The 24778-nt window shown below is 53.5% G+C and carries 17 protein-coding genes; 9 read left to right on the forward strand and 8 right to left on the reverse strand.

Going from position 1 to position 24778, the window contains the following annotated elements; genetic code table 11:
* Positions 1-240 precede the first annotated feature (240 nt).
* Genes baeR through mdtA form a run of 6 tightly spaced genes read right to left on the reverse strand, consistent with a single transcriptional unit; the run spans position 241 to position 11223 of the window.
* On the reverse strand, positions 241-963 hold the full coding sequence (gene baeR / locus AACS80_RS13245; protein WP_130206968.1) for a two-component system response regulator BaeR: 723 nt from the start codon (positions 961-963) through the stop codon (positions 241-243).
* Positions 960-2363, reverse strand: a complete 1404-nt coding sequence (gene baeS / locus AACS80_RS13250; RefSeq protein ID WP_135407303.1) for a two-component system sensor histidine kinase BaeS — start codon at positions 2361-2363, stop codon at positions 960-962. The genes baeR and baeS overlap by 4 nt, the downstream gene beginning before the upstream one ends.
* The gene (locus AACS80_RS13255) at positions 2360-3775 is read right to left on the reverse strand and encodes an MFS transporter (RefSeq protein WP_135407301.1); all 1416 of its coding nucleotides are present in this window, start codon (positions 3773-3775) and stop codon (positions 2360-2362) included. The genes baeS and AACS80_RS13255 overlap by 4 nt, the downstream gene beginning before the upstream one ends.
* Positions 3776-6853 (reverse strand): multidrug efflux RND transporter permease subunit MdtC, encoded by a 3078-nt coding sequence (mdtC, locus tag AACS80_RS13260; protein ID WP_138183819.1) that lies wholly within the window; start codon positions 6851-6853, stop codon positions 3776-3778. It abuts the gene before it with no gap.
* Entirely contained in the window at positions 6854-9976 is a 3123-nt protein-coding gene (gene mdtB, locus AACS80_RS13265) for a multidrug efflux RND transporter permease subunit MdtB (RefSeq protein WP_130260023.1), read from the reverse strand.
* Positions 9976-11223, reverse strand: a complete 1248-nt coding sequence (gene mdtA / locus AACS80_RS13270) for a multidrug efflux RND transporter subunit MdtA (RefSeq protein WP_135410151.1) — start codon at positions 11221-11223, stop codon at positions 9976-9978. The genes mdtB and mdtA overlap by 1 nt, the downstream gene beginning before the upstream one ends.
* A gap of 279 nt (positions 11224-11502) precedes the next feature.
* Here mdtA and AACS80_RS13275 point away from each other — a divergent pair, with 279 nt between their 5' ends.
* The 5 genes from AACS80_RS13275 to yegI all read left to right on the forward strand — a co-directional run bounded on the left by AACS80_RS13275 (position 11503) and on the right by yegI (position 15457).
* Positions 11503-11559 carry a type I toxin-antitoxin system Ibs family toxin gene (locus AACS80_RS13275; protein ID WP_100249771.1) on the forward strand — a complete coding sequence of 19 codons (57 nt, stop codon included), beginning with the start codon at positions 11503-11505 and terminating at the stop codon, positions 11557-11559.
* Between the two features lie 271 nt (positions 11560-11830).
* Entirely contained in the window at positions 11831-11887 is a 57-nt protein-coding gene (locus AACS80_RS13280) for a type I toxin-antitoxin system Ibs family toxin (RefSeq protein WP_106907789.1), read from the forward strand.
* Positions 11888-12102: 215 nt separating this feature from the next.
* Positions 12103-12762: a vWA domain-containing protein gene (locus tag AACS80_RS13285; protein WP_135410150.1), complete on the forward strand. Its 660-nt coding sequence runs from the start codon at positions 12103-12105 to the stop codon at positions 12760-12762.
* Positions 12759-13520 (forward strand): PP2C family serine/threonine-protein phosphatase, encoded by a 762-nt coding sequence (locus tag AACS80_RS13290; RefSeq protein ID WP_135410149.1) that lies wholly within the window; start codon positions 12759-12761, stop codon positions 13518-13520. Before AACS80_RS13285 ends, AACS80_RS13290 begins: the two co-directional genes overlap by 4 nt.
* On the forward strand, positions 13517-15457 hold the full coding sequence (gene yegI / locus AACS80_RS13295; protein ID WP_135410148.1) for a protein kinase YegI: 1941 nt from the start codon (positions 13517-13519) through the stop codon (positions 15455-15457). The genes AACS80_RS13290 and yegI overlap by 4 nt, the downstream gene beginning before the upstream one ends.
* 12 nt (positions 15458-15469) lie before the next feature.
* On the opposite strand, the gene yegD is transcribed toward yegI, so the two are convergent.
* Positions 15470-16822, reverse strand: a complete 1353-nt coding sequence (gene yegD, locus AACS80_RS13300) for a molecular chaperone (RefSeq protein ID WP_130221833.1) — start codon at positions 16820-16822, stop codon at positions 15470-15472.
* A gap of 133 nt (positions 16823-16955) precedes the next feature.
* On the opposite strand from yegD, the gene alkA reads away from it, so the two are divergent.
* The gene (alkA, locus tag AACS80_RS13305) at positions 16956-17804 is read left to right on the forward strand and encodes a DNA-3-methyladenine glycosylase 2 (protein ID WP_135407207.1); all 849 of its coding nucleotides are present in this window, start codon (positions 16956-16958) and stop codon (positions 17802-17804) included.
* Between the two features lie 96 nt (positions 17805-17900).
* On the opposite strand, the gene AACS80_RS13310 is transcribed toward alkA, so the two are convergent.
* Positions 17901-21218: a diguanylate cyclase gene (locus tag AACS80_RS13310; protein ID WP_135410147.1), complete on the reverse strand. Its 3318-nt coding sequence runs from the start codon at positions 21216-21218 to the stop codon at positions 17901-17903.
* 318 nt (positions 21219-21536) lie between these two features.
* On the opposite strand from AACS80_RS13310, the gene udk reads away from it, so the two are divergent.
* The 3 genes from udk (at position 21537) to asmA (ending at position 24726) form a co-directional block, all read left to right on the forward strand.
* Positions 21537-22178 (forward strand): uridine kinase, encoded by a 642-nt coding sequence (udk, locus tag AACS80_RS13315; RefSeq protein WP_064529458.1) that lies wholly within the window; start codon positions 21537-21539, stop codon positions 22176-22178.
* Positions 22179-22269: 91 nt separating this feature from the next.
* Complete coding sequence (gene dcd / locus AACS80_RS13320) at positions 22270-22851, forward strand: dCTP deaminase (RefSeq protein WP_001234777.1); 582 nt, start codon at positions 22270-22272, stop codon at positions 22849-22851.
* Between the two features lie 21 nt (positions 22852-22872).
* The gene (gene asmA / locus AACS80_RS13325) at positions 22873-24726 is read left to right on the forward strand and encodes an outer membrane assembly protein AsmA (protein ID WP_135410146.1); all 1854 of its coding nucleotides are present in this window, start codon (positions 22873-22875) and stop codon (positions 24724-24726) included.
* Positions 24727-24778 lie beyond the last annotated feature (52 nt).

Genomic DNA, 24778 nt, shown 5'->3' on the forward strand with positions numbered 1-24778 from the left:
GACTCCTTGCTTGAAATTGCGTATCGAAAACAGTATGTAACCATTTAAGTATGGGTGATATTCAGGTGGTTGCCAATCAGGGGAATACCCTCTAATGCATGGGGGAGATTACTGATAAATATGCTGAAATCTGAATACGAGCACGGCTTTATCCCTCTCTTTTTCAGAGAGGGTAATAATACTCAGTGGGCGACGGAACGGTACGCGTTGTAGTTTGAGACTGCCATTAAAAGGAACAGGCTAAACAATACGGCAGGCGTCAGCTTCCCAACGGTAACCGACGCCGTAAACGGCGCGGATAAATGACTGTTCGGCGTCGAGAGATTCCAGTTTGCGGCGCAGGTTTTTAATGTGGCTGTCGATAGTTCGGTCGGTTACCACGCGGTAGTCGTCGTAAAGATGATTGAGCAATTGCTCGCGGGAGAATACTTTACCCGGTTCATGGGAGAGCGTTTTCAGCAGACGAAATTCCGCAGGCGTCAGGTCAAGCATTTTGCCACGCCATGAAGCCTGAAAACGACCTTCGTCGATAATCAACGGATTTTCGGCATCCTGTTGCTGCAACTCGCGCTGCGGTTTGCAGCGGCGCAAAATGGTTTTGACGCGCGCCACTACTTCACGCGGGCTGTACGGCTTGCAGATATAGTCATCAGCACCAATTTCCAGCCCCAGCAGGCGATCGATCTCTTCGATTTTCGCCGTCACCATCACAATTGGGACATCGGAAAAACGACGAATTTCCCGGCACAGCGTCAGACCATCGGTGCCTGGGAGCATCAGATCCAACAGGATCAGATCCGGCGGCGTCTGGCGCACGTACGGTAGTACCTGATCGCCGTGGCTGATAAGTATTGGCGCGTAGCTCGCGGCACGCAGATAATCAATGAGCAACTGCCCCAGCTTGGGTTCATCTTCCACGATCAAAATACGCGGCGTGTTTTCGTCGATAGGTAACTCGGTCATACTTCTCTCTGTAAATCCCGTTCCAGCGGTAACTCTACTGTAATGCTTACCCCGCCAAAAGGCGAATGGGCGGCAACAATGCGACCATTATGCGCTTCAACAATGTTCAGGCAAATCGCCAGCCCCAGCCCGGAACCGCCGCTGGCACGGTTGCGGGAACCTTCGGTGCGATAAAAACGCTCAAACAGTTTTTGCAGCTGATCATCACTGACGCCCGGCGCGCTGTCGGCAAAGGTCAGGCGCACCGTTTTATCGTGCTGTTCTGCGGAGATTTGCAGGCTGCCGCCGCTGTCGGTGTAGCGCAGGCTGTTTTCCAGTAAATTATTGAACAACTGCATTAAACGGTCGCGATCGCCAAATACGGTAATGCTGTCTGGCAGGGAAAATTGCAGTTTCAGGCCACGGCTGGCGAATCGTTCGCGAAATGCGCCGCCCGCCACTTCCAGCAGTGGGATCAAATCTACCGGTGCTTTTTGGTAGGCGAGAGCGCCCTCATCAGACATCGACAACTGATGGAGATCGTCAACCAGTTTGGTCAGTGTGCCGACCTCCGCCTGTAAAGACGCCACCGTCTCCGGCGTGAATTTACGCACGCCATCCTGAATGGCTTCCAGTTCACCGCGCAGCACCGCTAATGGCGTACGCAGTTCGTGAGAAATATCGGCCATAAAATCGCGGCGCATTTGCTGGTTTTTCTCCAGCGTGCTGGCAAGCTGGTTGAAGTCTTGTGCCAGTTTCCCCAGTTCATCTTCGCTGGTGGGCGTCACGCGAGTGGTGAAATCGCCCGCCGCCAGTTTGTGCGTGCCGTCAACTAACCGTTTTACCGGTGCCAGCAAACCGCGTGCCAGTGGAAATGTCGCCAGCGCCGCCAATAAAGTAGATAAAGCCACAATCAGCCAGCTGGTTTGCCGCTGTTGCTTATCAAAATTGATATCGGTATTGCGCGTCAGGCGTTCAACGGGGGAAGCGATCACCGCGCCGACTTCCACACCATTGACCAGAATGGGCCGCCGTGTACCGTCCGGTGGAATGGGTGCGCGTGGGCCAACCAGCACTTTGTTATTTTGATCGACCACCCAGAACTGGGTACGCCAGCCGTGTGGTGGCATACCGGGGCCGGGCTTATCGTCGTTGCTATCGTGTTCAAGCGAACGCAGGATCTGAAATACGAAGCGATCGTTATTACGCAGAAAACGCCAGTTACCGTGCTGGGCGTATTGCTCGCCAAGCGCGTCGCCAAGCATTTGCAGCCGTTGCTCATTGCCATGCTTGATGTAATCAATAAAACCACGCTCAAAACTAATACGTACCGCCCAGTGCATCGTGATCAGCAAGACGATGCAGGTGGCGAAGATCGCCAGAAACAGTTTGCCGGTAATGCCGGGCCGCCAGAACTTCATTCAGTGCTCCTTTTGCGCCGCGAAATAGCTACATTTTGATGCGTATCGTTCGGCACTCTGGCAAAGATGAACGCCGGAAGGGCGATAAGAAACGCCATACTAAGCCAGGTGTACATAAAGACAGTTTGTGTGGTGCCGCTGTCGACGCTGACATGCTGCGAACCAAAAAGTCCCAGCAACAGCCCTGCGATGGTGACGCCGATACTCATCGACAATTGCATAATCATCGACAGCAGACTGTTGCCGCTGCTCGCCAGATTGTCTGGCAGATCTTTCAGCGTCAGGGTGTTCATGGAGGAGAAACGCGTCGAGTTGACCATTCCTTGTAAAAACAGGACGAACGGCAAAACGTAGTACCAGCCCAGCAGCGCGGTGGTCATAAACAACAGGGTGACCAGCGACAGACCCAGCGTGGTCGCCACCAGTACCCGACGATAACCAAAGCGATTCACCACCTGCACCACAATTCGCTTCATCCCCATGCTGCCAAGCACCATCGGGATCATCATCAATCCGGCATGAAACGGTGAGAAACCAAGGCCAATTTGCAGGAAAACCGGCGTCATAAAGGGCAACATGCCGCTACCGATACGTCCGGCAAAGCTCCCCGCCAGGCCCAGCGAAAAGGTACGAGTGCGGAACAGTTTCAGACTGAAAAGAGCGCGGTGGTTATTTCTGGCGTGTAGCAGATAAAGCACCAGTGCCACCACGCCAACCGCCACCAGTCCGGCGATGGTTAGCGGCGACAGTCCTGTACCTTTACTGCCGTCCAGCGCCAGCGTTAATACCGCCATGCCAACCGCCAGCAATAAAAAGCCGGAGAGATCGAAGCGCCGCGTCTGCATGGTGTAGTTCGGCATTAACATCAGCGTGGCGATCGCACCAATAATTCCCACCGGAATGTTGATCAAAAAGATCCAATGCCAGGAGGCGTACTCCACCAGCAAACCGCCGAGCGCCGGGCCAAGCAGCGGGCCGACCTGACCGGGCAGCGTGACAAAGGTCATCGCCGCCATATATTGCTCGCGCGGTACGATTTTCATCACCGTCAACCTGCCGACCGGCACCATCATCGCACCGCCAACGCCCTGTAACGCGCGTGCCAGCAACAGTTCGTTCAGCGTGCCGGAAAGCGCGCAAAACAGTGAACCGAGGGTAAACAACACGATGGCGGTAAAGAAAATATTGCGCACGCCGATTTTATCCGCCAGCCAGCCGCTGGCGGGTAGCATCACCGCCACGGTCAGCACATAAGAGACAATGACCATGTGCATATGCAGCGGGCTTTCCCCGAGGCTTTGCGCCATTGAGGGAAGGGCGGTGTTAACGATGGTGGTGTCCAGCGACTGCATAAAGAAGCCGAAAGCCACAATCCACAATTGCCAGCGGGTGCTGTCGGGAAGATCTGTCATTTACTCGGTTACCGTTTGTTTAGGTTTACGCGAAAAACGCAGCCGCAGACGGTCGAAAAAGAGATATACCACCGGCGTGGTATACAGCGTCAGGAGCTGACTCATTACCAGACCGCCGACAATGGTGATCCCCAGGGGTTGCCGTAGCTCCGAGCCGTCACCGCCCGACAATACCAGCGGCAGCGCGCCAAACAGTGCTGCCAGGGTGGTCATCATAATCGGGCGAAAACGCAGCAGACAGGCCTGGAAAATAGCTTCCTGCGGCGTCAGGTTACCGTGGCGTTGGGCTTCAAGCGCAAAATCGACCATCATAATGGCGTTTTTCTTCACGATGCCGATTAATAGCATGATCCCTATCAGGGCGATTAGGCTGAACGGGGCATTGAACAGCTCCAGCGCCAGCAGCGCCCCGACGCCCGCCGAAGGCAATGTGGAGAGAATCGTCAGCGGATGTACGTAACTCTCATACAGCATCCCCAGTACGATATACACCGTGGCGATCGCTGCGATAATCAGGATCACTTGCGAGTTCATCGTCTCCTGGAACACCTGCGCTGTTCCGGCAAAACTGCCGCGCACCGTCGAAGGCACACCAAGCTGGGTCATTGCGCGGTCGATTGCCGCACTGGCGTCCGAGAGCGATTTCCCGGTCGGCAGGTTGAATGAGATGGTCGAGGCTGCCGATAATCCCTGATGATTCACCGACAATGGCGCGTTCGCGGGCTGCCATTTGGCGAAATACGACAGCGGGATCGCTTTGCCTTCGTTATTGATAACGAACATTTTTTCCAGCGCACTGATGTCCTGGGTATAGCGCGGATCCACCTCCATCACTACTTTATACTGGTTCATCGGCTGGTAAATGGTCGAGATTTGTCGCTGACCGAAGGCGTTATTCAGCAGGCTGTTGGCAGCCTGCACGTCGATTCCCAGCCGCGCCATGGTGTCGCGATCGTAAACCAGATTCATCTCCGCGCCGTTGTCCTGCTGGTCGGAGTTCACGTCCGCCAGTTCCGGCAACGTTGCCAGTTTTTTGCGGATTTTCGGCTCCCATTCGCGCAGTGCCGCCAGGTCGTCGGACAGCAACGTGTACTGGTAACTGGCGTTCGACTGACGTCCGCCAACGCGAATATCCTGTACCGCCATCAGGAACAGATTCGCTCCTGGCTCTTTTGCCAGCTTCACGCGCAGACGGTCGATAATTTGCTGCGCCGTTTCGCTGCGTTCGTTGCGTGGCTTGAGAGTGATAAACATCATCCCGCTGTTCACTCGCGAACCGCCGGTAAAGCCAGTGACATTATCCACTGCCGGATCGTCACGAATAATTTTCATGAAGTCCTGCAATTTGCCGCGCATCGCCTGAAACGAAATACTCTGATCCGCCTGAATCCCGCCCATCAACACACCGGTGTCCTGCTCAGGGAAGAAGGTTTTCGGGATCGAGATATACAGCCAGATATTCAGCGCGATGGTGCCAAGCAGCACCACGCCCACCAGACGGGTATGATTGAGCACCCATTTCAGCGACTTGCCGTAGCCTTGTTGCAGGGCTACCAACATGCGACCAAAACCACGCAGTCGCTTTTGCTCACGCGGCTTGCTGGCTTTTAGCATCCAGCCGCACATCATCGGCGTTAGCGTCAGGGAAACCAGCAACGAAATACCAATGGCGACAGAAAGCGTCACGGCAAACTCGCGTAACAGGCGGCCCGGCAATCCGCCCATCAACAGCAGCGGCAGGAACACCGCCACCAGTGACAGACTCATCGACAGCACCGTAAAACCGACTTCGCGAGTACCTTGTAGCGCGGCCTGTAGTGGTTTCATCCCCGCTTCCAGATGACGGGCAATGTTTTCCAGCACCACGATGGCGTCATCCACCACGAAACCAGTAGCAATGGTGAGCGCCATTAACGAAAGGTTATTGAGACTGAATCCGCACAGGTACATCGCCGCAAACGTACCAATCAGCGAAACCGGCACCGCAACGGCGGGAATAATAGTGGCGCGACCCGAGCGCAGGAATAAAAACACCACCAGAATCACCAGCGCCACCGAGATAATTAGCGTTTGCTCGACTTCTTCCAGCGAGGCGCGAATGGTGGGCGAGCGATCCTGGGCAATTTGCAGATCAATTGCCGCCGGAATGGTTTCCTGCAACTCCGGTAATTTCGCCCGGATGCTGTCTACCGTCTGGATAATATTGGCTTCTGGCAGTTTGCGGATCATCAGCAAAATAGCCGGTTTGGCGTTGGTCATCCCGGCGTTGCGCACATCCTGCACTGAATCCGTCACCGTCGCCACATCGCCCAGACGAACCGCGCCGCCGTTGTTGTAATGAATAATCAGCGGCTGATATTCAGCGGCGGTTTTCAGTTCATCGTTAGTCTGGATCTGCCAGCGATGGGTATCATCTTCCAGCGCCCCCTGCGGTTTACGCACGTTGGCATTGCTGATGGCGGAGCGTACATCGTCCAGCGAGACGCCCTGATTAAACAGCGCCTGCGGATTCAGCCCGACGCGCACGGCGGGCAGCGAGCTGCCACCGACATCGACATCACCGACACCGTCGATTTGCGCAATCGTCGGGGCAAGCTGTGTTGAGGCGAAATCGTACAGTTCACCTTGCGAATAAGTATCGGAGGTTAGCGTCAGGATCATAATTGGCGCATCCGACGGGTTCGCTTTGCGATAGGTCGGACGGCTTGGCATCCCGCTGGGCAGCAAACTTTGCGCGGCGTTGATCGCCGCCTGCACATCACGCGCCGCGCCGTTGATATCTCGGTCAAAATCAAACTGCAAAATAATGCGTGTGCTGCCGAGCGAACTGCTGGAGGTCATTTCACTGACTCCGGCAATGCGCCCAAGCGAACGTTCCAGCGGCGTGGCAACGGAAGACGCCATTGTCTCTGGCGATGCACCGGGCAGCGAGGCGCTGACCATAATCACCGGAAAATCAACCTGCGGCAGCGGGGCGACCGGCAGCATACGGAAGCCCAGAATGCCGCACAGGGTAATGGCAACCGACAGTAAAATCGTCGCCACCGGGCGGTAAATGAAGAGGGCAAAAAACTTCACTTACGCCTCCTCTTCATGACGGGCAAAGCGGCTTTTTGTCCACAATGCCAGGCGGTCGAACAGCAGATAAATCACCGGCGTGGTAAACAGCGTCAGCACCTGGCTGACAACCAGACCACCAACCATACCAATGCCTAATGGACGACGCAGTTCCGCGCCGACCCCGGTACTCAACATCAGCGGTAGCGCGCCAAGCAGAGCCGCCAGGGTGGTCATCAGGATCGGACGAAAACGCAACAGACAAGCCTGGTAAATAGCATCGCGCGGCGACATGCCTTGCTCGCGCTCGGCAGCCAGCGCGAAGTCGATCATCATGATGGCGTTCTTCTTCACGATACCGATCAGCAAAATAATGCCGATAATCGCAATCACATCCAGTTCGCTACCGGCAATCATTAACGCCAGCAGTGCGCCGACCCCTGCGGTGGGTAGCGTCGAGAGAATAGTGATGGGGTGAATAAAGCTCTCGTACAGAATGCCGAGCACGATATACATCGCCACCACCGCTGCGACAATCAGCCAGACAGTGCTGCCCAGCGCCGACTGGAAGGCGAGGGTGCTGCCCTGGAACTGCGTGGTGATATCCACTGGCAGATTCAGCGTCTTTTCGGTGTCCATAATCGCCTGCACCGCATCGCCCAACGAATAGTTATCCGGCACGTTAAAGGAGATGGTCGTTACCGGGAACTGATCCAGATGGTTGATGGAGAGCGGGGCAAAACGCTGCTCAATTTTGGCAATTGAGCTTAGCGGCACCACGCCACCGTCGCTGCTGGTCAGGCGAATGGTATCCAGCGCCGCAATCCCAGGAGTATTTTCGGTGTTGTGCTCCAGCACCACGCGATACTGGTTAGCCTGAGTATAAATAGTGGAAATCAGTCGCTGACCAAACGCGTTGTACAAGGCGTTATCGACGTCCGCCATGCTGATCCCCAGACGGCTGGCGCTGTCGCGATCAACATTGACATACGCCACCAGCCCTTTGTCCTGCCAGTCGCTGGAGACATCAGAAAGCTGTGGCAGCTGCTGGAGTTTTTCCATGAGCTGCGGCACCCAGGTACTGAGCGCATCCAGTGACGTGGCCTGCAAGGTAAACTGGTACTGGGTGCGGCTGACCTGAGTATCGATGGTCAGGTCCTGCGTTGGTTGCAGGAAGAGATCGACGCCCGGCACTTTATCTACCGCCGTTTGCAGACGGGCGATGACTTTTTGCACCCGATCATCACGTTCATCCAACGGTTTGAGGTTGATCTGTAAACGCGCACTGTTCAGCGACGGGTTAGTGCCATCAACACCAACAAATGAGGTCAGGCTTTGCACTGCCGGGTCCTGCAAAATCACGTCCGCGACCTGGCGTTGCCGCTGGGCCATATTGGCAAAGGAGCTGGATTGTGGCGCCTGCAAAGTGCCCTGAATAATGCCGTTGTCCTGTACCGGGAAGAAGCCTTTCGGAATGAACACCCACAATAGAACGCTAAGCAGCAGCGTGCTGAGCGCCACGCTTAAGGTCAGCCACGGATGATTCAGCACTTTCGCCAGTCCACGTCCATAGGCGGCGATTATCCTGTCGAACATTTTTTCCGAGGCACGGGAGAAGCGGTTCTGTTTACGCAGCGACTCCTGGCTGAGCATCCGCGCGCACATCATCGGTGTCAGGGTCAGCGACACCACGGCTGAGATCAAAATCGCGACTGCCAGAGTAATGGCAAATTCGCGGAACAGTCGCCCGACGATATCGCCCATAAACAGCAGTGGGATCAACACCGCAATCAGTGAGAAGGTCAGCGAGATAATGGTAAAGCCGATTTCACCCGCGCCCTTGAGCGCCGCCGCCAACGGTTTTTCACCTTTTTCGATATAGCGGGAAATGTTTTCGATCACCACGATGGCGTCATCGACCACGAATCCGGTGGCGATAGTTAACGCCATCAACGTCAGGTTATTGATTGAAAAATCGAGAAACACCATGACCGCGAAGGTGCCGATTAACGACAGCGGCACTGCGACGCCGGGAATGATGGTCGCCGGAATATTGCGCAAAAACAGGTAGATAATCATTACTACCAGCGCGATAGCCATCATCAGCTCAAACTGGGTATCGTCGACCGATGCGCGGATATTGGTAGTACGGTCAGAAAGTACCGTCACCTTCACCGATTTCGGCAAACTCTCGGTGAGCTGTGGCAGCATCTGCCGGATGCTGTCGGCGGTGGAGATAATGTTAGCACCGGGCTGGCGCTGAACATTCATCACGATGGCCTGTTCTTTGTTCGCCCACGCGCCGAGCCAGCTGTTTTCTGCACCTTGCTCTACAGTTGCGACATCGCCCAGACGAATCGGCGCGCCGTTCTGGTAGGCGATGATTAGCTGGCGATACTCTTCGGCGGATTGCATCTGGTCGTTCGCGGAAAGCGTGACCGCGCGGGAAGGGCCGTCGAGGCTGCCTTTAGCCGAGTTGACGTTAGCGCCGGTAATGGCGGTGCGCACGGTTTCGCTGGTCAGACCGAGGGCGGCAATCGCCTGGGCGTTAAGTTTGACGCGAACGGCCGGACGCTGACCGCCGGAAAGCGTCACCAGTCCGACGCCGGAAATCTGTGAGATTTTCTGCGCGACGCGGGTTTCCACCATATCTTCCACTTGCGTCATCGGCATGGCGGTTGAGGTGACGGCAAGCGTCATGATCGGCGGATCTGCCGGATTCACTTTGCTGTAAACCGGCGGGTTAGGCAGATCGCTCGGCAACAGGTTAGTAGCGGCGTTAATCGCGGCCTGTACTTCCTGCTCGGCGACATCCAGCGGTAATGTTAGCTGGAACTGCAAAGTGATAACCGACGCACCGCCGGAACTTTGCGACGACATCTGTTTCAGGCCGGACATCTGCCCAAACTGGCGTTCGAGCGGCGCGGTAACGGCAGAGGTCATCACATCCGGGCTGGCGCCAGGGTAGAGTGTAACCACCTGAATAGTCGGATAATCCACTTCCGGCAGCGCCGAAACGGGCAGGGCGCGATAACCGATAATCCCGGCGAGTAAGATCGCCACCATCAGCAGCGTGGTGGCGACAGGACGCATAATAAACAGGCGCGACGGGCCGCCTGTGCTGCTCGGGGGTAACACCTGCATCAGGAGCTCGCTCCTTTTTTCGCGTATTCGCGGCTGGTGGCTTTCTCTTCCGGTGCGGTGGCGCTCTGGGCTTCCACCACTTCCACTTTCGCTCCTTCGGTCAGGCGATCAATGCCGTCCGTCACTACGCGATCGCCTGCAGAAATACCTGCGCGGATCACCACTTTCTGACTGTCCTGAATGCCCGGTGTCACCAGATGTTTGCTGACTTTATTTTCGCTATTCAGTACCCAGACAAAATGGCCTTCGTTGCCCATTTGAAGGGCGGCGGTGGGGATCACCACGGCGTTTTGTTCGGTGTCGACTAACATGCGCGCGTTAACAAACTGATTGGGAAACAGCGCATCATCCTGATTATTAAAGCGTGCTTTCACTTTAATCGTACCGGTAGTGGCATCGATTTGGTTATCGAGACTTAACAGCGTGCCTTCACTTAATTTCTTCGAGTTAGTGCGATCCCAGGCTTCAACCACCAGTGGTTTTCCGGCTTTTTGTGCCTGCACAACGGTAGCGATATCGCTTTCCGGCAGGGTAAAGACTAAATCGATAGGATGCGTCTGGGTGATCACCACAATCCCGGTGGTGTCGCCACTGGAGATTTGGTTACCAACATCAACCTGCTTCAGGCCAACGCGACCATCGACTGGCGCAGTAATCCGGCTCCAGTCGAGTTGTAGTTGTGCGCTGGCGACGCTCGCTTCATCAGCCTTAATGGTGCCTTCGGTTTCACTGACCAGCGCCTGTTGAGCATCCAGCTCCTGGCGGGAGACGAGATTAGTTTTTGCCAGTTGTTGATAACGCGCCAGGTCACGGCGGGCGTTGGCAAGCGTGGCTTTATCTTTTGCCAGTTGGCCCTGGGCTTGTGCTAATGCAACTTTGAACTGGCTGGGGTCAATTTCTGCCAGCAAATCGCCTGCTTTGACCTGCTGGCCTTCCTGGAAATGTAACGCCATCAGTTGACCATCTACGCGACTGCGCACCGTAACGGTGTTAGCAGCGGTAATAGTGCCAAGCCCGGTAAGGTAACGCGGAACTGCCTGTTCTACGGCGGTCGCCGCCTGAACCGGGGCTAATGGGCCGGAACGCATACCACGGCGACCACTCGCAGGTGGATGTTGCGCTTGTTTCGTCGCACCTGGTGCTGCGCTCTGGGATTCATTGCGGCCTTGCCAGAACCAGAATGCGGCGATGGCGGCGATAACCACCACGATTACGATTACCCAACGGGATTTATAACTGCCTTTCATCGTTAAGAGTTTCTCTTCCTGAAACGTTTCGCGGAATGATACTAGTGTAGCCAGCCAATAAGGGAGAAAAATGGAGGAATTATGAAACAGTTTCGGGAATCGTCTGAATGACGGTGCGCTTTGCGAGCATGCATCCAGTAATGACACAGGAAACTATTTTATACGCAGGTTAGCGATAGACTGCGTACATGGCAATAAGGAGGTAACCCGAAGATTTCAGCGGGATGCTGAAACGGGAAAGCCCCTCCCGAGGAAGGGGCCTTAAATAAGGAAAGGGTCATGATGAAGATACTCATCATCGTGGTGCTCTTAGTCGTTAGCTACCCAGCTTACTAAGACTACCAGGGCGGGGGAAACCCCGCTCTACCCTCACTCCTGAAAGTATGCCCTCACGGTCAGATTGTCAATCCACAGACTTTGCAGTCTGCGATCCTGCCTGCAAATATTCTTTGCGAGACGTTACGCAATAATCACATGGGAAACTATTTTATCCGTAAGTCATCGATAGACTGGGTACAGGGCGAAAGGAGGTAAGCCGACGATTTCAGCGGGACGCTGAAACGGGAAAGCCCCTCCCGAGGAAGGGGCCCTAAATAAGGAAAGGGTCATGATGAAGTGGATCATCATCGTGGTGCTCTTAGTGATTAGCTTACCGGCTTACTAAGTCATCAAAGCGGGGGAAACCCCGCTTACCCTCACTCCTGAAAATATGTCACTCCGCCCTTAGTGTCAATCGACGGCTCTCCGTTCTTGCGAGGCGAATAGCAAAATTATCTGCGCCACCGGGCCTAATTCTGAAAATGTCTTCGTTTGCTCTTATTTCATTATTGCAGTCGGTATGATACCGGACCTCAATAACTCTCTAAGAAAGGACCTCTTATGAGCGAACAAATCACGTTTGCTACCAGCGATTTTGCCAGTAACCCGGAACCACGTTGCCCCTGCATTTTGCTGCTGGATGTTTCTGGCTCGATGAGCGGCAGACCCATTAATGAACTTAACGCCGGATTGGTTACCTTTCGCGATGAGCTGCTTGCCGATTCGCTGGCCTTAAAAAGAGTGGAACTCGGCATTGTGACGTTCGGCCCGGTGCAGGTGGAACAACCCTTTACCAGCGCCGCTAATTTTTTCCCACCTATCCTGTTTGCTCAGGGCGATACGCCAATGGGCGCCGCCATTACCAAAGCCCTGGATATGGTTGAAGAGCGGAAACGTGAGTACCGCGCCAATGGCATTTCGTATTATCGTCCGTGGATTTTCCTGATCACCGATGGCGCACCAACCGATGAGTGGCAGGCTGCCGCCAACAAAGTGTTTCAGGGGGAAGAAGATAAAAAGTTTGCCTTCTTTACCATCGGTGTTCAGGGGGCGGATATGAAGACCCTGGCACAAATCAGCGTCCGTCAGCCTTTGCCATTGCAGGGATTACAATTCCGTGAACTGTTTAGCTGGTTATCCAGTTCGTTACGTTCGGTTTCCCGCTCCACGCCGGGAACGGAAGTTGTACTGGACGCGCCAAAAGGCTGGACGTCAGTGTGACCTGGCGTCTGGTCTATGCATCAGCCGTCGGAACGTCGCACATCAGCGCTGATTTGCCTTGTCAGGATGCCTGCCAGATGCAGGCTGCCTGGTTAAACGACCAGCAACCATTACTGGTGATGTTTCTTGCTGATGGTGCAGGCAGCGTCTCGCAGGGGGGCGAAGGCGCGATGCTCGCCGTCAATGAAGCGATGGCTTATATGTCGCAAAAAGTGCAAGGCGGGGAATTGGGGCTCAATGATGTCCTCGCTACGGATATTGTGCTGGCCGTTCGTCAGCGACTTTTTGCCGAGGCGGAAGCCAAAGAATTAGCGGTTCGCGATTTTGCCTGCACGTTTTTGGGATTGATTTCATCGGCTAATGGCACCTTGATTATGCAGATTGGCGATGGCGGTGTGGTGGCGGATTTTGGGCATGGTCTGCAACTGCCTCTCACGCCGATGGTAGGTGAATATGCCAATATGACGCACTTCATTACCGATGAAGATGCCGTTTCCAGACTGGAAACTTTCACCAGCACTGAGCGTGCGCACAAAGTTGCAGCATTTACGGATGGTATCCAGCGACTGGCGTTAAATATGCTGGATAATTCTCCCCATGTGCCTTTCTTTACCCCGTTTTTCAATGGACTGGCGTCAGCAACGCGGGAACAACTCGATTTATTACCTGAATTGTTAAAGCAGTTTTTGTCCAGCCCAGCGGTAAACGAGCGTACCGATGATGATAAAACGTTGGCACTGGCGCTGTGGTTACCATGAAACCCCCTTTATATACTGCTACTGGTGAGTGCGTTACGCCAGGCCGTGAACTGGGCAAAGGTGGTGAAGGCGCGGTTTATGATATCGAGGAGTTTGTCGATAGCGTCGCCAAGATTTATCACACACCGCCACCCGGCTTAAAACAGGACAAACTTGCCTTTATGGCTGCGACAGCTGACGCGCAGTTGCTGAATTATGTCGCCTGGCCGCAGGCAACGCTTCATGGTGGACGAGGCGGGAAGGTTATCGGTTTTATGATGCCGAAGGTTTCTGGTAAAGAACCGATTCATATGATCTATAGCCCGGCACATCGTCGCCAGAGTTACCCTCATTGTGCGTGGGATTTTCTACTCTATGTTGCCCGCAATATTGCTTCATCTTTTGCTACGGTTCACGAGCACGGGCACGTCGTGGGTGACGTAAACCAGAACAGCTTTATGGTAGGCCGTGACAGCAAAGTGGTGTTGATCGATAGCGACTCCTTTCAGATTAACGCCAATGGCACACTGCATTTATGCGAAGTCGGCGTGTCGCATTTTACGCCGCCAGAGCTACAAACCTTGCCATCATTTGTCGGCTTTGAACGCACCGCGAATCACGATAATTTTGGCCTTGCCTTGCTGATTTTTCACGTCTTGTTTGGTGGTCGGCATCCTTATTCTGGTGTACCGCTTATCTCTGAAGCGGGTAATGTGCTGGAGACGGATATTGCCCATTTCCGTTATGCCTACGCGTCAGATAATCAGCGACGTGGTTTAAAACCGCCGCCACGATCTATTCCGCTATCGATGTTACCGGGTGATGTTGAAGCCATGTTTCAGCAGGCATTCACGGATAGTGGCGTAGCAACCGGGCGTCCGACGGCTAAAGCGTGGGTAGCGGCACTTGATTCCCTACGCCAACAGTTAAAGAAATGTCCCGTTTCGGCAATGCATGTTTACCCCGCTCATTTGACCGACTGCCCGTGGTGTACGCTGGATAATCAAGGCGTTATCTATTTTATTGATCTCGGCGAAGAGGTCATTACCACCGGCGGTGATTTTGTGCTGGCGAAAGTCTGGGCGATGGTAACGTCGTCAGTAGCACCGCCACCGCTAAAGTTACCATTACCCGCTCATTTCCAACCTGCGGGCAGGCCGCTTCCTTTAGGCCTGTTACGGCGCGAATACATCATTCTGATTGAGATCGCACTGTCAGCGTTATCTCTACTGCTTTGCGGCCTTCAGGCAGAACCGCGTTATATTATTTTGGTTCCGGTGCTGGCGGCTATCTGGATTATTGGCAGTCTGACAAGCAAAGCGTACAAAGCAGAAATCCAGCAACGCCGTGAGGCTTTTAATCGTGCGAAAATGGATTATGACCATTTAGTCAGCCAGATCCAACAGTTGGGCGGACTGGAAGGTTTTATCGCCAAACGGACGATGCTCGAAAAAATGAAGGACGAAATTCTGGGGTTACCGGAAGAAGAAAAGCGCGATCTGGCAGCACTTCAGGACACCGCAAGGGAACGGCAGAAGCAGAAGTTTCTGGAGGGATTTTTTATTGATGTTGCCTCTATTCCCGGCGTTGGCCCTGCGCGTAAAGCGGCGTTACGGTCCTTTGGTATTGAAACGGCGGCAGATGTTACCCGTCGTGGCGTTAAGCAAGTGAAAGGGTTTGGTGATCATCTGACCCAGGCGGTTATCGACTGGAAAGCGAGTTGCGAACGCCGTTTTGTGTTCAGGCCGAATGAAGCGGTAATGCCAGCAGACAGACAAGCGGTAATGGCAAAAATGGCCGCCAAACGACATCGGCTGGAAGCCGCATTGACAGAGGGCGCGACAGAGTTGCAGCGATTCCATCTCCATGCCTCTGCACGGACCATGCCGTTGATGGAACCGTTACGTCAGGCGGCAGAAAAACTGGCTCAGGCGCAGGCTGATTTAAGCCGTTGCTGAGCCATTTTTCAATTAACGAAACACCACTTCCGCCCAGCGTGCCAGCCCGGCGGTGACGGAGCCAAAGTCATCGCCGCCGGCAATCGGAATGCCCGGCAACTGTTCTGCCAGCGCTTTTTTAATCAGCGGGGAACGGGCGCTACCGCCGGTCAGATAGATGACATCCGGTTTTTCCTGGGCGTTATCCAGCGCCAGTTGCACCTGTTCCAGAATCCGCGCCAGTGGTTGGCTGAGGGCGCTTTCCAGACCCTGCTGGCTAATCAGCGTAGCCAGTTCGTCGCTGATAAACGGCAGCGATGCGAGGGTTTCCGCTGCGCTGGAAAGCGCAATTTTGCTCTCTTCCGCGCTGCGCACCAGGCGATAGCTTAAACGCTGACGCCAGACTTTCTGTAACAGGGCCACTTTTTCCGGTTCGCGGGCATCGCGTACCAGATCGTTAAGCAGGCGACCGTTGGCACTACTGTAGAAATCACTTTGCGCAGGTACGTCGTTGATGGCAACCGCATTCCACCACGGCAGAATCGGCAGGGCGATGCCTTTTTCGGTTTCGCCACCCATGCCCAGTAACGGCATCAGGTTTTTAAACGCCAGTGCGATATCCAGATCGTTACCGCCAATACGACAACCACTGTGACCCAGCAGGCTGGCTTCACGATCGAGACGTGAACGCCACTGCGGCCCCATCAGCAGCAATGAACAGTCAGTCGTACCACCGCCGATATCCACCACCAGCACCCGTTTTTCTTCCTGTAAGGTGGCTTCGTAATCCAGCCCAGCCGCGACCGGCTCGTACTGGAATACCACATCCTTAAACCCGGCACGCTTCGCTGCGCGTTCCAGAATCCCTTGCGCCTGGGTGTTTGCTTCATCGCCGCCCAGACCCTGGAAGTTGATCGGGCGACCAATCACCGCCTGAGTAATCGCTTCTGGCAGCTGCGCCTGCGCCTGCTGGCGAATGTGCAACATCATTGCGCAGACCAGATCCTCAAACAGCGCTACCTGCTGCGGTTTTAAGCCGCTGGCACCGAGGAACGATTTTGGTGATTTTACAAACCACACTTCTTCCGGATCATCAATGTACTGTGCCAGAGAGGAAAGACCGAACTGCACGCTTTTCGCCGTAACATCGATATCTTCTTCGCGGTTATAACGAATCGCCCGACGTAACAGCGCCTGCGTTTCATCGTCGTCTGCCGGAACATCATGATGGCGGTACAGCCATTCGCTTACCGCTTCACGCGTTGGCGCGCAAAGCATTGAAGGCAGCAACGTGCTGTCGTTTTCCATTTTCAGTAATTGCGGTTTACCGTCGCGCATGACCGCCACTGAACAGTTTGCTGTACCGTAATCAAAACCAATAAACACGAAATAATCCCCATGCCGGTGAAGAAGGGGCGTGACTTTAGCGAAATGTTGCCGTCGCGACAACCGGAATATGAAAGCAAAGCGCAGCGTCTGAATAACGTTTATGCTGAAAGCGGATGAATAAGGAGATGCGATGTATACCCTGAACTGGCAGCCGCCGTATGACTGGTCGTGGATGTTGGGATTTCTCGCCGCCCGTGCGGTGAGCGGTGTGGAAACGATCGCTGACGATTATTATGCCCGCAGCCTGGCGGTGGGCGAATATCGCGGCGTGGTGACTGCTATTCCGGATATAGCCCGCCATACTCTGCACATAAATTTAAGTGCAGGTTTAGAACCCGTTGCCGCTGAGTGCCTGGCGAAAATGAGCCGCCTGTTTGATCTGCAATGTAACCCGCAGATTGTGAACGAGGCGTTGGGCGAGTTAGGCGCGGCCCGGCCCGGATTGCGTTTACCCGGCTGTGTTGATGCTTTTGAGCAGGGCGTGCGCGCTATATTAGGCCAACTGGTGAGCGTGGCGATGGCGGCAAAATTGACCGCCAAAGTGGCACAGCTTTATGGCGAACGGCTGGATGATTTTCCGGATTATGTCTGCTTCCCCACGCCTCAGCGGCTGGCAGCCGCCGACCCGCAGGCATTAAAAGCGTTGGGTATGCCGTTGAAACGGGCAGAGGCACTGATTCATTTAGCCAATGCAGCACTGGATGGCACCTTACCGATGACAATTCCGGACGACGTAGAACAAGCGATGAAAACGCTGCAAACATATCCTGGCGTTGGGCGATGGACGGCGAATTATTTCGCATTGCGTGGCTGGCAAGCGAAAGATGTTTTTCTGCCGGATGATTATTTGATTAAACAGCGATTTCCAGGAATGACACCGGCACAAATCCGCCGTTATGCCGAACGCTGGAAGCCCTGGCGTTCTTATGCGCTGTTGCATATCTGGTATACGGAAGGCTGGCAACCAGAAGAAGTATGACGCTGGTCGCCGGATGCGGCGCGGCCTACGGAACGGACGAATTGTAGGCCTGATAAAACGCGTTAGCGTTGCATCAGGCGATGGGGAAACGCTCCCTCAATTAATCGCGAAATAACTGCTATTAACCAGCAAATCCAGAGGCTGGCTCTCGGCAATGACATCGCCATAAATCAGATCAACACCAATGTCAGAAAGCGTATCCAATACCAATGGCAACGCTACTGGCCCAGCGATGGTTTTCACACCCAACCGCTGGGCATGCCCCTGAATAATCGAAATCAGCATCTCATCCATTAAATTGCCCTGTACGCTGGCGCATAACTCGGCGTCAAGCAGTAGATAATCCGTCATATTTGCTTTGAGCATATTGAATATTTGTAGGTCGCGCCCTACCTGGCTGAGTACGATCCGGCAGCCGGCCAGTCGCAGTTTTTGCACAGCCAGCCCGTGGTCGAAAATCGCTTCTGCCGGAATGACCAAATGGAACAACCGTGGTGGTAATGAACTTTGTTCCAGTTGCTCAAGCAATTCGTCTACCAGAGTGACGCTGCCTAGCCCCGCAACGGAAAGGGGGAGGGCGATGCTTAAACCTTTATTGGCAACCGCTTTTGCTGTTTGTTGGAAAAATTCACGTAATACCCGGCGGTCAAGCGCGTGGCTGAGTGCCGGATCGCTGAAGCTACGGCGGAATGCCTGTTCATCAATCAACTCGCCTTTGCTGCTCCAGAGCTTAAGCGAAATCAACCACAAATTCCGCGTTTCCGTGATTCGTGGCGAAGCGATGCCGTGGGCAATCATCATAAGCGGATTCTCTTTAGTCATCCGCCACTGTTCATCGAGCGACATCACTGTCTGTTCATTATGTGCAGTTGCCTGCTGTGGTTCATAAACTGTGACCTGACCACGACCACCATTTTTCGAAGCATAACAGGCGATATCGGCCTGGGACATAACTTCTGCTGCCTGGTGATTACTGTCGTTTATTAACGTCATCCCGGCGCTTGCTCCTACCCGATGTAACCGACCTTCCCACATAAAGTGATAATCATTAATCGCATTGATAATGCGCGTCGCGATAAAACGGGCACTTTCGACATTACAGTCTGGCAGTAACAGACCAAATTCATCACCACCAAGTCGTGCCAGTAGATCGCTGGAGCGCAGCATACTCAGCATCAACGAAGACAGTTCGCGCAGCAAAGCATCGCCGGCCGCATGCCCGGCGCTGTCATTTACTGCTTTAAAGCGATCAAGATCGATAAATACCAGTGCATGTTGCTGATGCGTACTGTGAACGGTTTGCAGCAGTATTCGCAGTTGTTTCTCAAAACTTGCACGGTTCGCCAGATGCGTCAGGGCATCGTGAGAGGCGCTATAGCTAAGCTGACGTAGCATTTTGCGTGCTTCGGTGACGTCCTGAATCACCAGCACCGAACCAATGCTACTACCATCCAGGGTGCTTAACGGCGTAATACTGTAATGAACGTCATAGCTGCCACCGCTACGGCAGTGGAGAACCACGTCCTGTTCAATAGCAGAACGTGAGGTGTCGGCACTGTAAATGTTCTCAATTAACGGCCCGGTGTCACCAGTTGTAAGATGCAATACCGTCAGCAGCGGAACGCCCAACGCCTCTTCTTGCTTCCAGCCGCTCATTTTCTCCGCGACTGGATTCATAAAGGTGATTTTCATCGCCATATCAATACAGACCACAGCTTCACCGATAGAGTCCAGGGTGATATGCAGACGTTCTTTTTCCTGGAACAACGCCTCGTTGAGCTGTTTTACTTCTGTCATATCCATATTGATGCCAAGCAGGCGTTCGACTTCACCTTCCTTATTCAGAACCCGATTGGCGAGTGCGCGGATATGACGAATACCGTCTTTTACCGTAATGCGAAATTCCAGTTTAAAAGGCAAACGAGCCTGCAGCGAATCGCGGATGACTTTCTCGGTGTGTTCTCGATCTTCCGGCAGCACGCAGTCATACCAAACCTGCCAGTTTGGTTTGATATGCGGGGAAATTTCGTAAAGTTCAAACATCCGCTTATCCCAACTGAAAATATCCGGCTTCAACTCCCATTCCCAGATACCAATCCCGCCCGCTTCGTTAGCCAGCGTGATGCGTTCCATCAGTTGCTTATTCACCTGCTCGGTGCGTTTTAGCTCGTTAATGTCTTCTATCTGCGCAATGAAGTAGAGTGGCGTGCCATCGGTGTGGCGCACCAGTGAGACGGCAAGCAGCGCCCAAACTACGTCGCCGTGGCGGTTGTAGTAGCGTTTCTCCATTGAGTAGGTATTGATTTCACCGCTAATCAACTTCTCAACGTGTTGCAGATCTTTATTGAGGTCTTCCGGCCAGGTCAGCTGCTGAAAGCTGAGAGCACGCAGTTCTTCCTGGCTGTAGCCGAGAAACTGGCACAGGGCTTTGTTGCTTTGCAGCCATTGTCCCTCAGTACCCACTAACGCCATGCCGATAGCAGAATATTCCATGGCGTTCCGAAAGCGTGTTTCGCTTTCGGAAATATGCTTACGTTCCGCGCGGAAGGCGTACATCACCATGGTCATGATGTTGGCGGGAAGCAGAATCAGCAAAAATGGCAGCCACGGCATATGGCTCATCAGGTACGCTCGCGGCGTGGCAAGCAGAGTGGGGTCGGCAGCCATCATTAACGACACCATCATCACTGTCGTGAGGAAGATTAAAAAGGCTTCCATTCGTGGCAGGCGCACGGCGCTCCACATCAGCAGCACAATAATGAAAGTAAAAGGCCACGGCAGGTACAGCATCGAAAGCCAGCTTAACGTCAATGTGATCGCTAACGTCAGCAGCGTTTCAAACAACAGTCGTGGGTTACGATGGCGTAATAGATAATGCGGTTTAAACAACAGGCCCAGCGGTACCAGCGCCAGGGCGCCGATGGATTCTGAAAGTACCCATATCAAAAATGCCCTGAGAGGATCGTCTCCGGGTGTCAGCAGGACAACCAGAACGCCCCCCAACAGAGGTGGAACGATGGCGCTGCCAAATGCAAGACGAAGCCAGTCAGCCAGATTTTGTAGCGGGTTATACCACGGTAATAATTTTCGCAGCAGCATTGCGCCCACGACGGCTTCAATAATGTTGATAGCCGTCCAGGTCATATTGAGCGAACTGGTGGAAAAGAGCAGCACGGATGCGGCTATGTTGCCCAGTGAGCAGGCTAACGCGATACCAGGCCACATGCGTCCGGCATGGCGGTAAAACGCCACCATCATAATGGAAGTAGGGAACCATAGCGGCGCAAGCTGAGTGCCAAATTGCGAAAGCTCAAGCGAGAAAAGGGTAAAGATAAACGAGACTAAACCTAAACTGACGAGGTGAAGCAGAGGATGAGGCAAGGTAATTAAAACACGCTGTGATGGTTTACTCATTACCGCTCTTTCCGCATGGCCAGGCCGTCAGTATTAGTATCTGTGTTTATGCTAGTACAAAAGTTTTACATTTTATATGCAAATTGCTCATAAAGTGACGTAATGGCGGATGATTTGCGCAACTATGCATAACATTTTTCACCTTGCGTCATAACTGAGCAATTAAATTTGCATCAGGGAATTGATCGTCAACAATTAACTCTGAGAGCAAGGCAACGCTATTCGACTGGTATCACGCGGATGAAATCCCTATAATTGCCGCGTTTGGCGCTTCGGCGCCCCCTTCCTAACATCCAGGTTATTCAGGTCGCTAAATTTATGACTGATCAGTCTCATCAGTGCGTCATTATCGGTATTGCAGGCGCATCGGCTTCCGGCAAGAGTCTCATTGCCAGTACCCTTTATCGTGAATTACGTGAACAAGTCGGTGATGAACACATCGGCGTTATTCCGGAAGACTGTTACTACAAAGATCAAAGCCATCTGTCGATGGAAGAACGGGTTAAAACTAATTATGACCATCCCAGCGCGATGGATCACAGCCTGCTGCTGCAACATTTGCAGGCGCTGAAACGTGGCTCGGCTATCGACCTGCCGGTTTACAGCTACGTTGAACATACGCGTATGAAAGAAACGGTGAAGGTTGAACCGAAGAAAGTCATTATTCTCGAAGGCATTTTGCTGCTGACGGATGCGCGTCTGCGCGACGAGCTGAACTTCTCGATTTTTGTGGATACCCCACTGGATATCTGCCTGATGCGTCGCATTAAGCGCGATGTTAATGAGCGTGGTCGTTCGATGGATTCTGTAATGGCGCAATATCAAAAAACCGTGCGCCCGATGTTCCTGCAATTCATTGAACCGTCTAAACAGTATGCAGATATCATTGTGCCGCGCGGCGGTAAAAACCGCATCGCGATCGATATATTGAAAGCGAAAATAAGTCAGTTCTTTGAATAAGCTTGGTAAATTGTGTACCGTTCAGTGATAACCTGGTATGCCCTTGACGTAACTGGCGTTAAGGGAGTGATGCGCGAAAGGAGAAAATGCCATGCGTCTGTGTGACCGAGATATTGAAGCCTGGCTTGATGAAGGCCGTTTGTCGATCAACCCACGTCCACCCGTGGAGCGTATTAATGGCGCGACGGTGGATGTACGCTTGGGCAATAAATTTCGTACCTTCCGTGGCCACACGGCAGCGTTTATCGACTTGAGCGGTCCCAAAGACGAAGTGAGTGCCGCGCTTGACCGTGTGATGAGCGATGAAATTGTGCTTGATGAAAGCGAAGCTTTCTATCTTCATCCGGGGGAGTTGGCACTGGCGGTAACGCTGGAGTCAGTGACGCTGCCTGCCGATCTGGTGGGCTGGCTGGATGGCCGTTCCTCACTGGCGCGTCTGGGACTTATGGTGCATGTCACTGCACATCGTATCGATCCGGGCTGGTCTGGCTGTATTGTGCTGGAGTTCTACAATTCCGGTAAGCTGCCGCTGGCCCTGCGTCCGGGTATGCTGATTGGTGCGCTGAGCTTTGAGCCGCTTTCAGGTCCGGCAGCGCGTCCGTATAACCGCCGTGAAGATGCGAAATATCGCAACCAGCAGGGCGCAGTCGCTAGCCGTATCGATAAAGACTAATTCAGGCCCATTGAGGATACCATGAGACGATTTCTGACGACGCTGATGATACTCCTGGTCGTGCTGGTGGCTGGGTTATCTGCGTTAGTGTTGCTGGTGAATCCGAATGATTTCCGTGACTATATGGTCAAGCAGGTTGCTGCACGTAGCGGTTATCAATTGCAGCTTGACGGGCCACTGCGTTGGCACGTCTGGCCGCAGCTTAGTATCCTCTCTGGTCGCATGATATTAACGGCCAACGGGGCCAGCCAACCGCTGGTACGTGCCGATAATATGCGCCTTGATGTGGCCTTGTGGCCTTTATTGAGTCATCAACTCAGCGTTAAGCAAGTCATGCTCAAAGGGGCAGTCATTCAACTGACGCCGGAAACAGAAGCAGTGCGCAGTGAAGACGCCCCAATAGCCCCGAAAGACAATACATTACCTGATGATGCGGAAGATCGTGGCTGGTCGTTCGATATCGCCAGTCTGCGAGTCAGTGACAGCGTGCTGGTGTTCCAGCATGAAAATGACGAACAGGTTACGGTACGTGATATCCGCCTGCAAATGGAGCAGGACCCACAACATCGCGGTTCGTTTGAATTCTCTGGTCGGGTAAATCGCGACCAACGCGATCTCACGTTAGCGCTCAAGGGGACTGTTGATGCTTCTGATTACCCGCATGATTTAACGGCAGATATTCAACAGATTGACTGGCAACTGCAGGGCGCTGATCTCCCGAAGCAGGGGATTCAGGGCCATGGTCAGTTCAGGACTCAGTGGCAGGAAGCGCAAAAACGTCTCTCCTTTGAACAAATCAATTTAACCGCTAACGACAGTAATCTGACCGGTCAGGCGCAGGTAGCGTTGCTTGAGAAGCCAGAATGGCTGCTCAGACTGCAATTTGCCCAGTTAAATTTGGATAATTTGCTGCCGATGAATGAGGTGATGACTAAGCAAAATGGTATTGCTCAACAGGGGCAAAGCCAACCGACGCTGCCACGTCCGGTCATTTGCTCACGCATTGATGAACCTGCGTATCAGGGGCTGAAGGGCTTTGCGGCAGATATTTTGTTGCAGGCCAATAACGTGCGCTGGCGTGGAATGGATTTTGCCGATGTCACTGCGCAAATGACTAACAAGGCGGGGCTGCTGGAGATTATCCAGTTGCAGGGCAAACTTAACGACGGTGTCGTGTCGTTACCGGGTACGCTGGATGCAACAGCCTCACATCCGCGTATAGTTTTCCATCCCCGGCTGGAAAATGTCGAGATTGGCACCATCCTGAATGCCTTCAACTACCCCATATCACTCACGGGAAAAATGTCGCTGGCGGGGGATTTCTCTGGTGCTGACATTGATGCCAACGCATTCCGCCACACCTGGCAGGGGACGGCGCATGTCGAAATGGCCGATACGCGCATGGAAGGCATGAACTTCCAGCAGATGATCCAACAAGCGGTAGAACGTAATGGCGGTGATGTGAAGGCCGCTGAAAACTTCGATAACGTGACGCGGCTTGATAGCTTTACCACCGATCTGACGTTGAAGGATGGTGTCGTGACGTTAAACGACATGCAAGGTCAATCGCCAGTGCTGGCGCTTTCCGGCGCCGGTACGTTGAATTTGGCGGAGCAAACCTGCGACACCCAGTTTGACATTCGTGTGATAGGCGGTTGGAACGGGGAAAGCAAACTGATTGATTTCCTCAAAGAAACGCCGGTTCCTCTGCGGGTTTATGGCAACTGGCAGCAACTCAATTACAGCCTGCAAGTGGATCAGTTACTGCGTAAACACTTACAGGACGAAGCCAAACGCCGTCTTAACGACTGGGCCGAGCGCAATAAAGATTCCCGCAATGGCAAAGATGTGAAGAAGTTGCTGGAGAAGATGTAAGACAAGTTATGCAGATGGCGGCGTTAAGTTGTCGCCATCTGTATTTATAGCA

This window comes from Escherichia sp. E4385 (assembly GCF_963883145.1).
Taxonomy (GTDB): Bacteria; Pseudomonadota; Gammaproteobacteria; order Enterobacterales; family Enterobacteriaceae; genus Escherichia.

What these genes read in the sequence shown, in the direction of transcription:
- baeR (WP_130206968.1), bottom strand. Translation starts at nt 963, where the DNA reads ATGACCGAGTTACCTATCGACGAAAACACGCCGCGTATTTTGATCGTG.
- baeS (WP_135407303.1), bottom strand. Translation starts at nt 2,363, where the DNA reads ATGAAGTTCTGGCGGCCCGGCATTACCGGCAAACTGTTTCTGGCGATC.
- AACS80_RS13255 (WP_135407301.1), bottom strand. Translation starts at nt 3,775, where the DNA reads ATGACAGATCTTCCCGACAGCACCCGCTGGCAATTGTGGATTGTGGCT.
- mdtB (WP_130260023.1), bottom strand. Translation starts at nt 9,976, where the DNA reads ATGCAGGTGTTACCCCCGAGCAGCACAGGCGGCCCGTCGCGCCTGTTT.
- mdtA (WP_135410151.1), bottom strand. Translation starts at nt 11,223, where the DNA reads ATGAAAGGCAGTTATAAATCCCGTTGGGTAATCGTAATCGTGGTGGTT.
- AACS80_RS13285 (WP_135410150.1), top strand. Translation starts at nt 12,103, where the DNA reads ATGAGCGAACAAATCACGTTTGCTACCAGCGATTTTGCCAGTAACCCG.
- yegI (WP_135410148.1), top strand. Translation starts at nt 13,517, where the DNA reads ATGAAACCCCCTTTATATACTGCTACTGGTGAGTGCGTTACGCCAGGC.
- alkA (WP_135407207.1), top strand. Translation starts at nt 16,956, where the DNA reads ATGTATACCCTGAACTGGCAGCCGCCGTATGACTGGTCGTGGATGTTG.
- AACS80_RS13310 (WP_135410147.1), bottom strand. Translation starts at nt 21,218, where the DNA reads ATGAGTAAACCATCACAGCGTGTTTTAATTACCTTGCCTCATCCTCTG.
- udk (WP_064529458.1), top strand. Translation starts at nt 21,537, where the DNA reads ATGACTGATCAGTCTCATCAGTGCGTCATTATCGGTATTGCAGGCGCA.
- dcd (WP_001234777.1), top strand. Translation starts at nt 22,270, where the DNA reads ATGCGTCTGTGTGACCGAGATATTGAAGCCTGGCTTGATGAAGGCCGT.
- asmA (WP_135410146.1), top strand. Translation starts at nt 22,873, where the DNA reads ATGAGACGATTTCTGACGACGCTGATGATACTCCTGGTCGTGCTGGTG.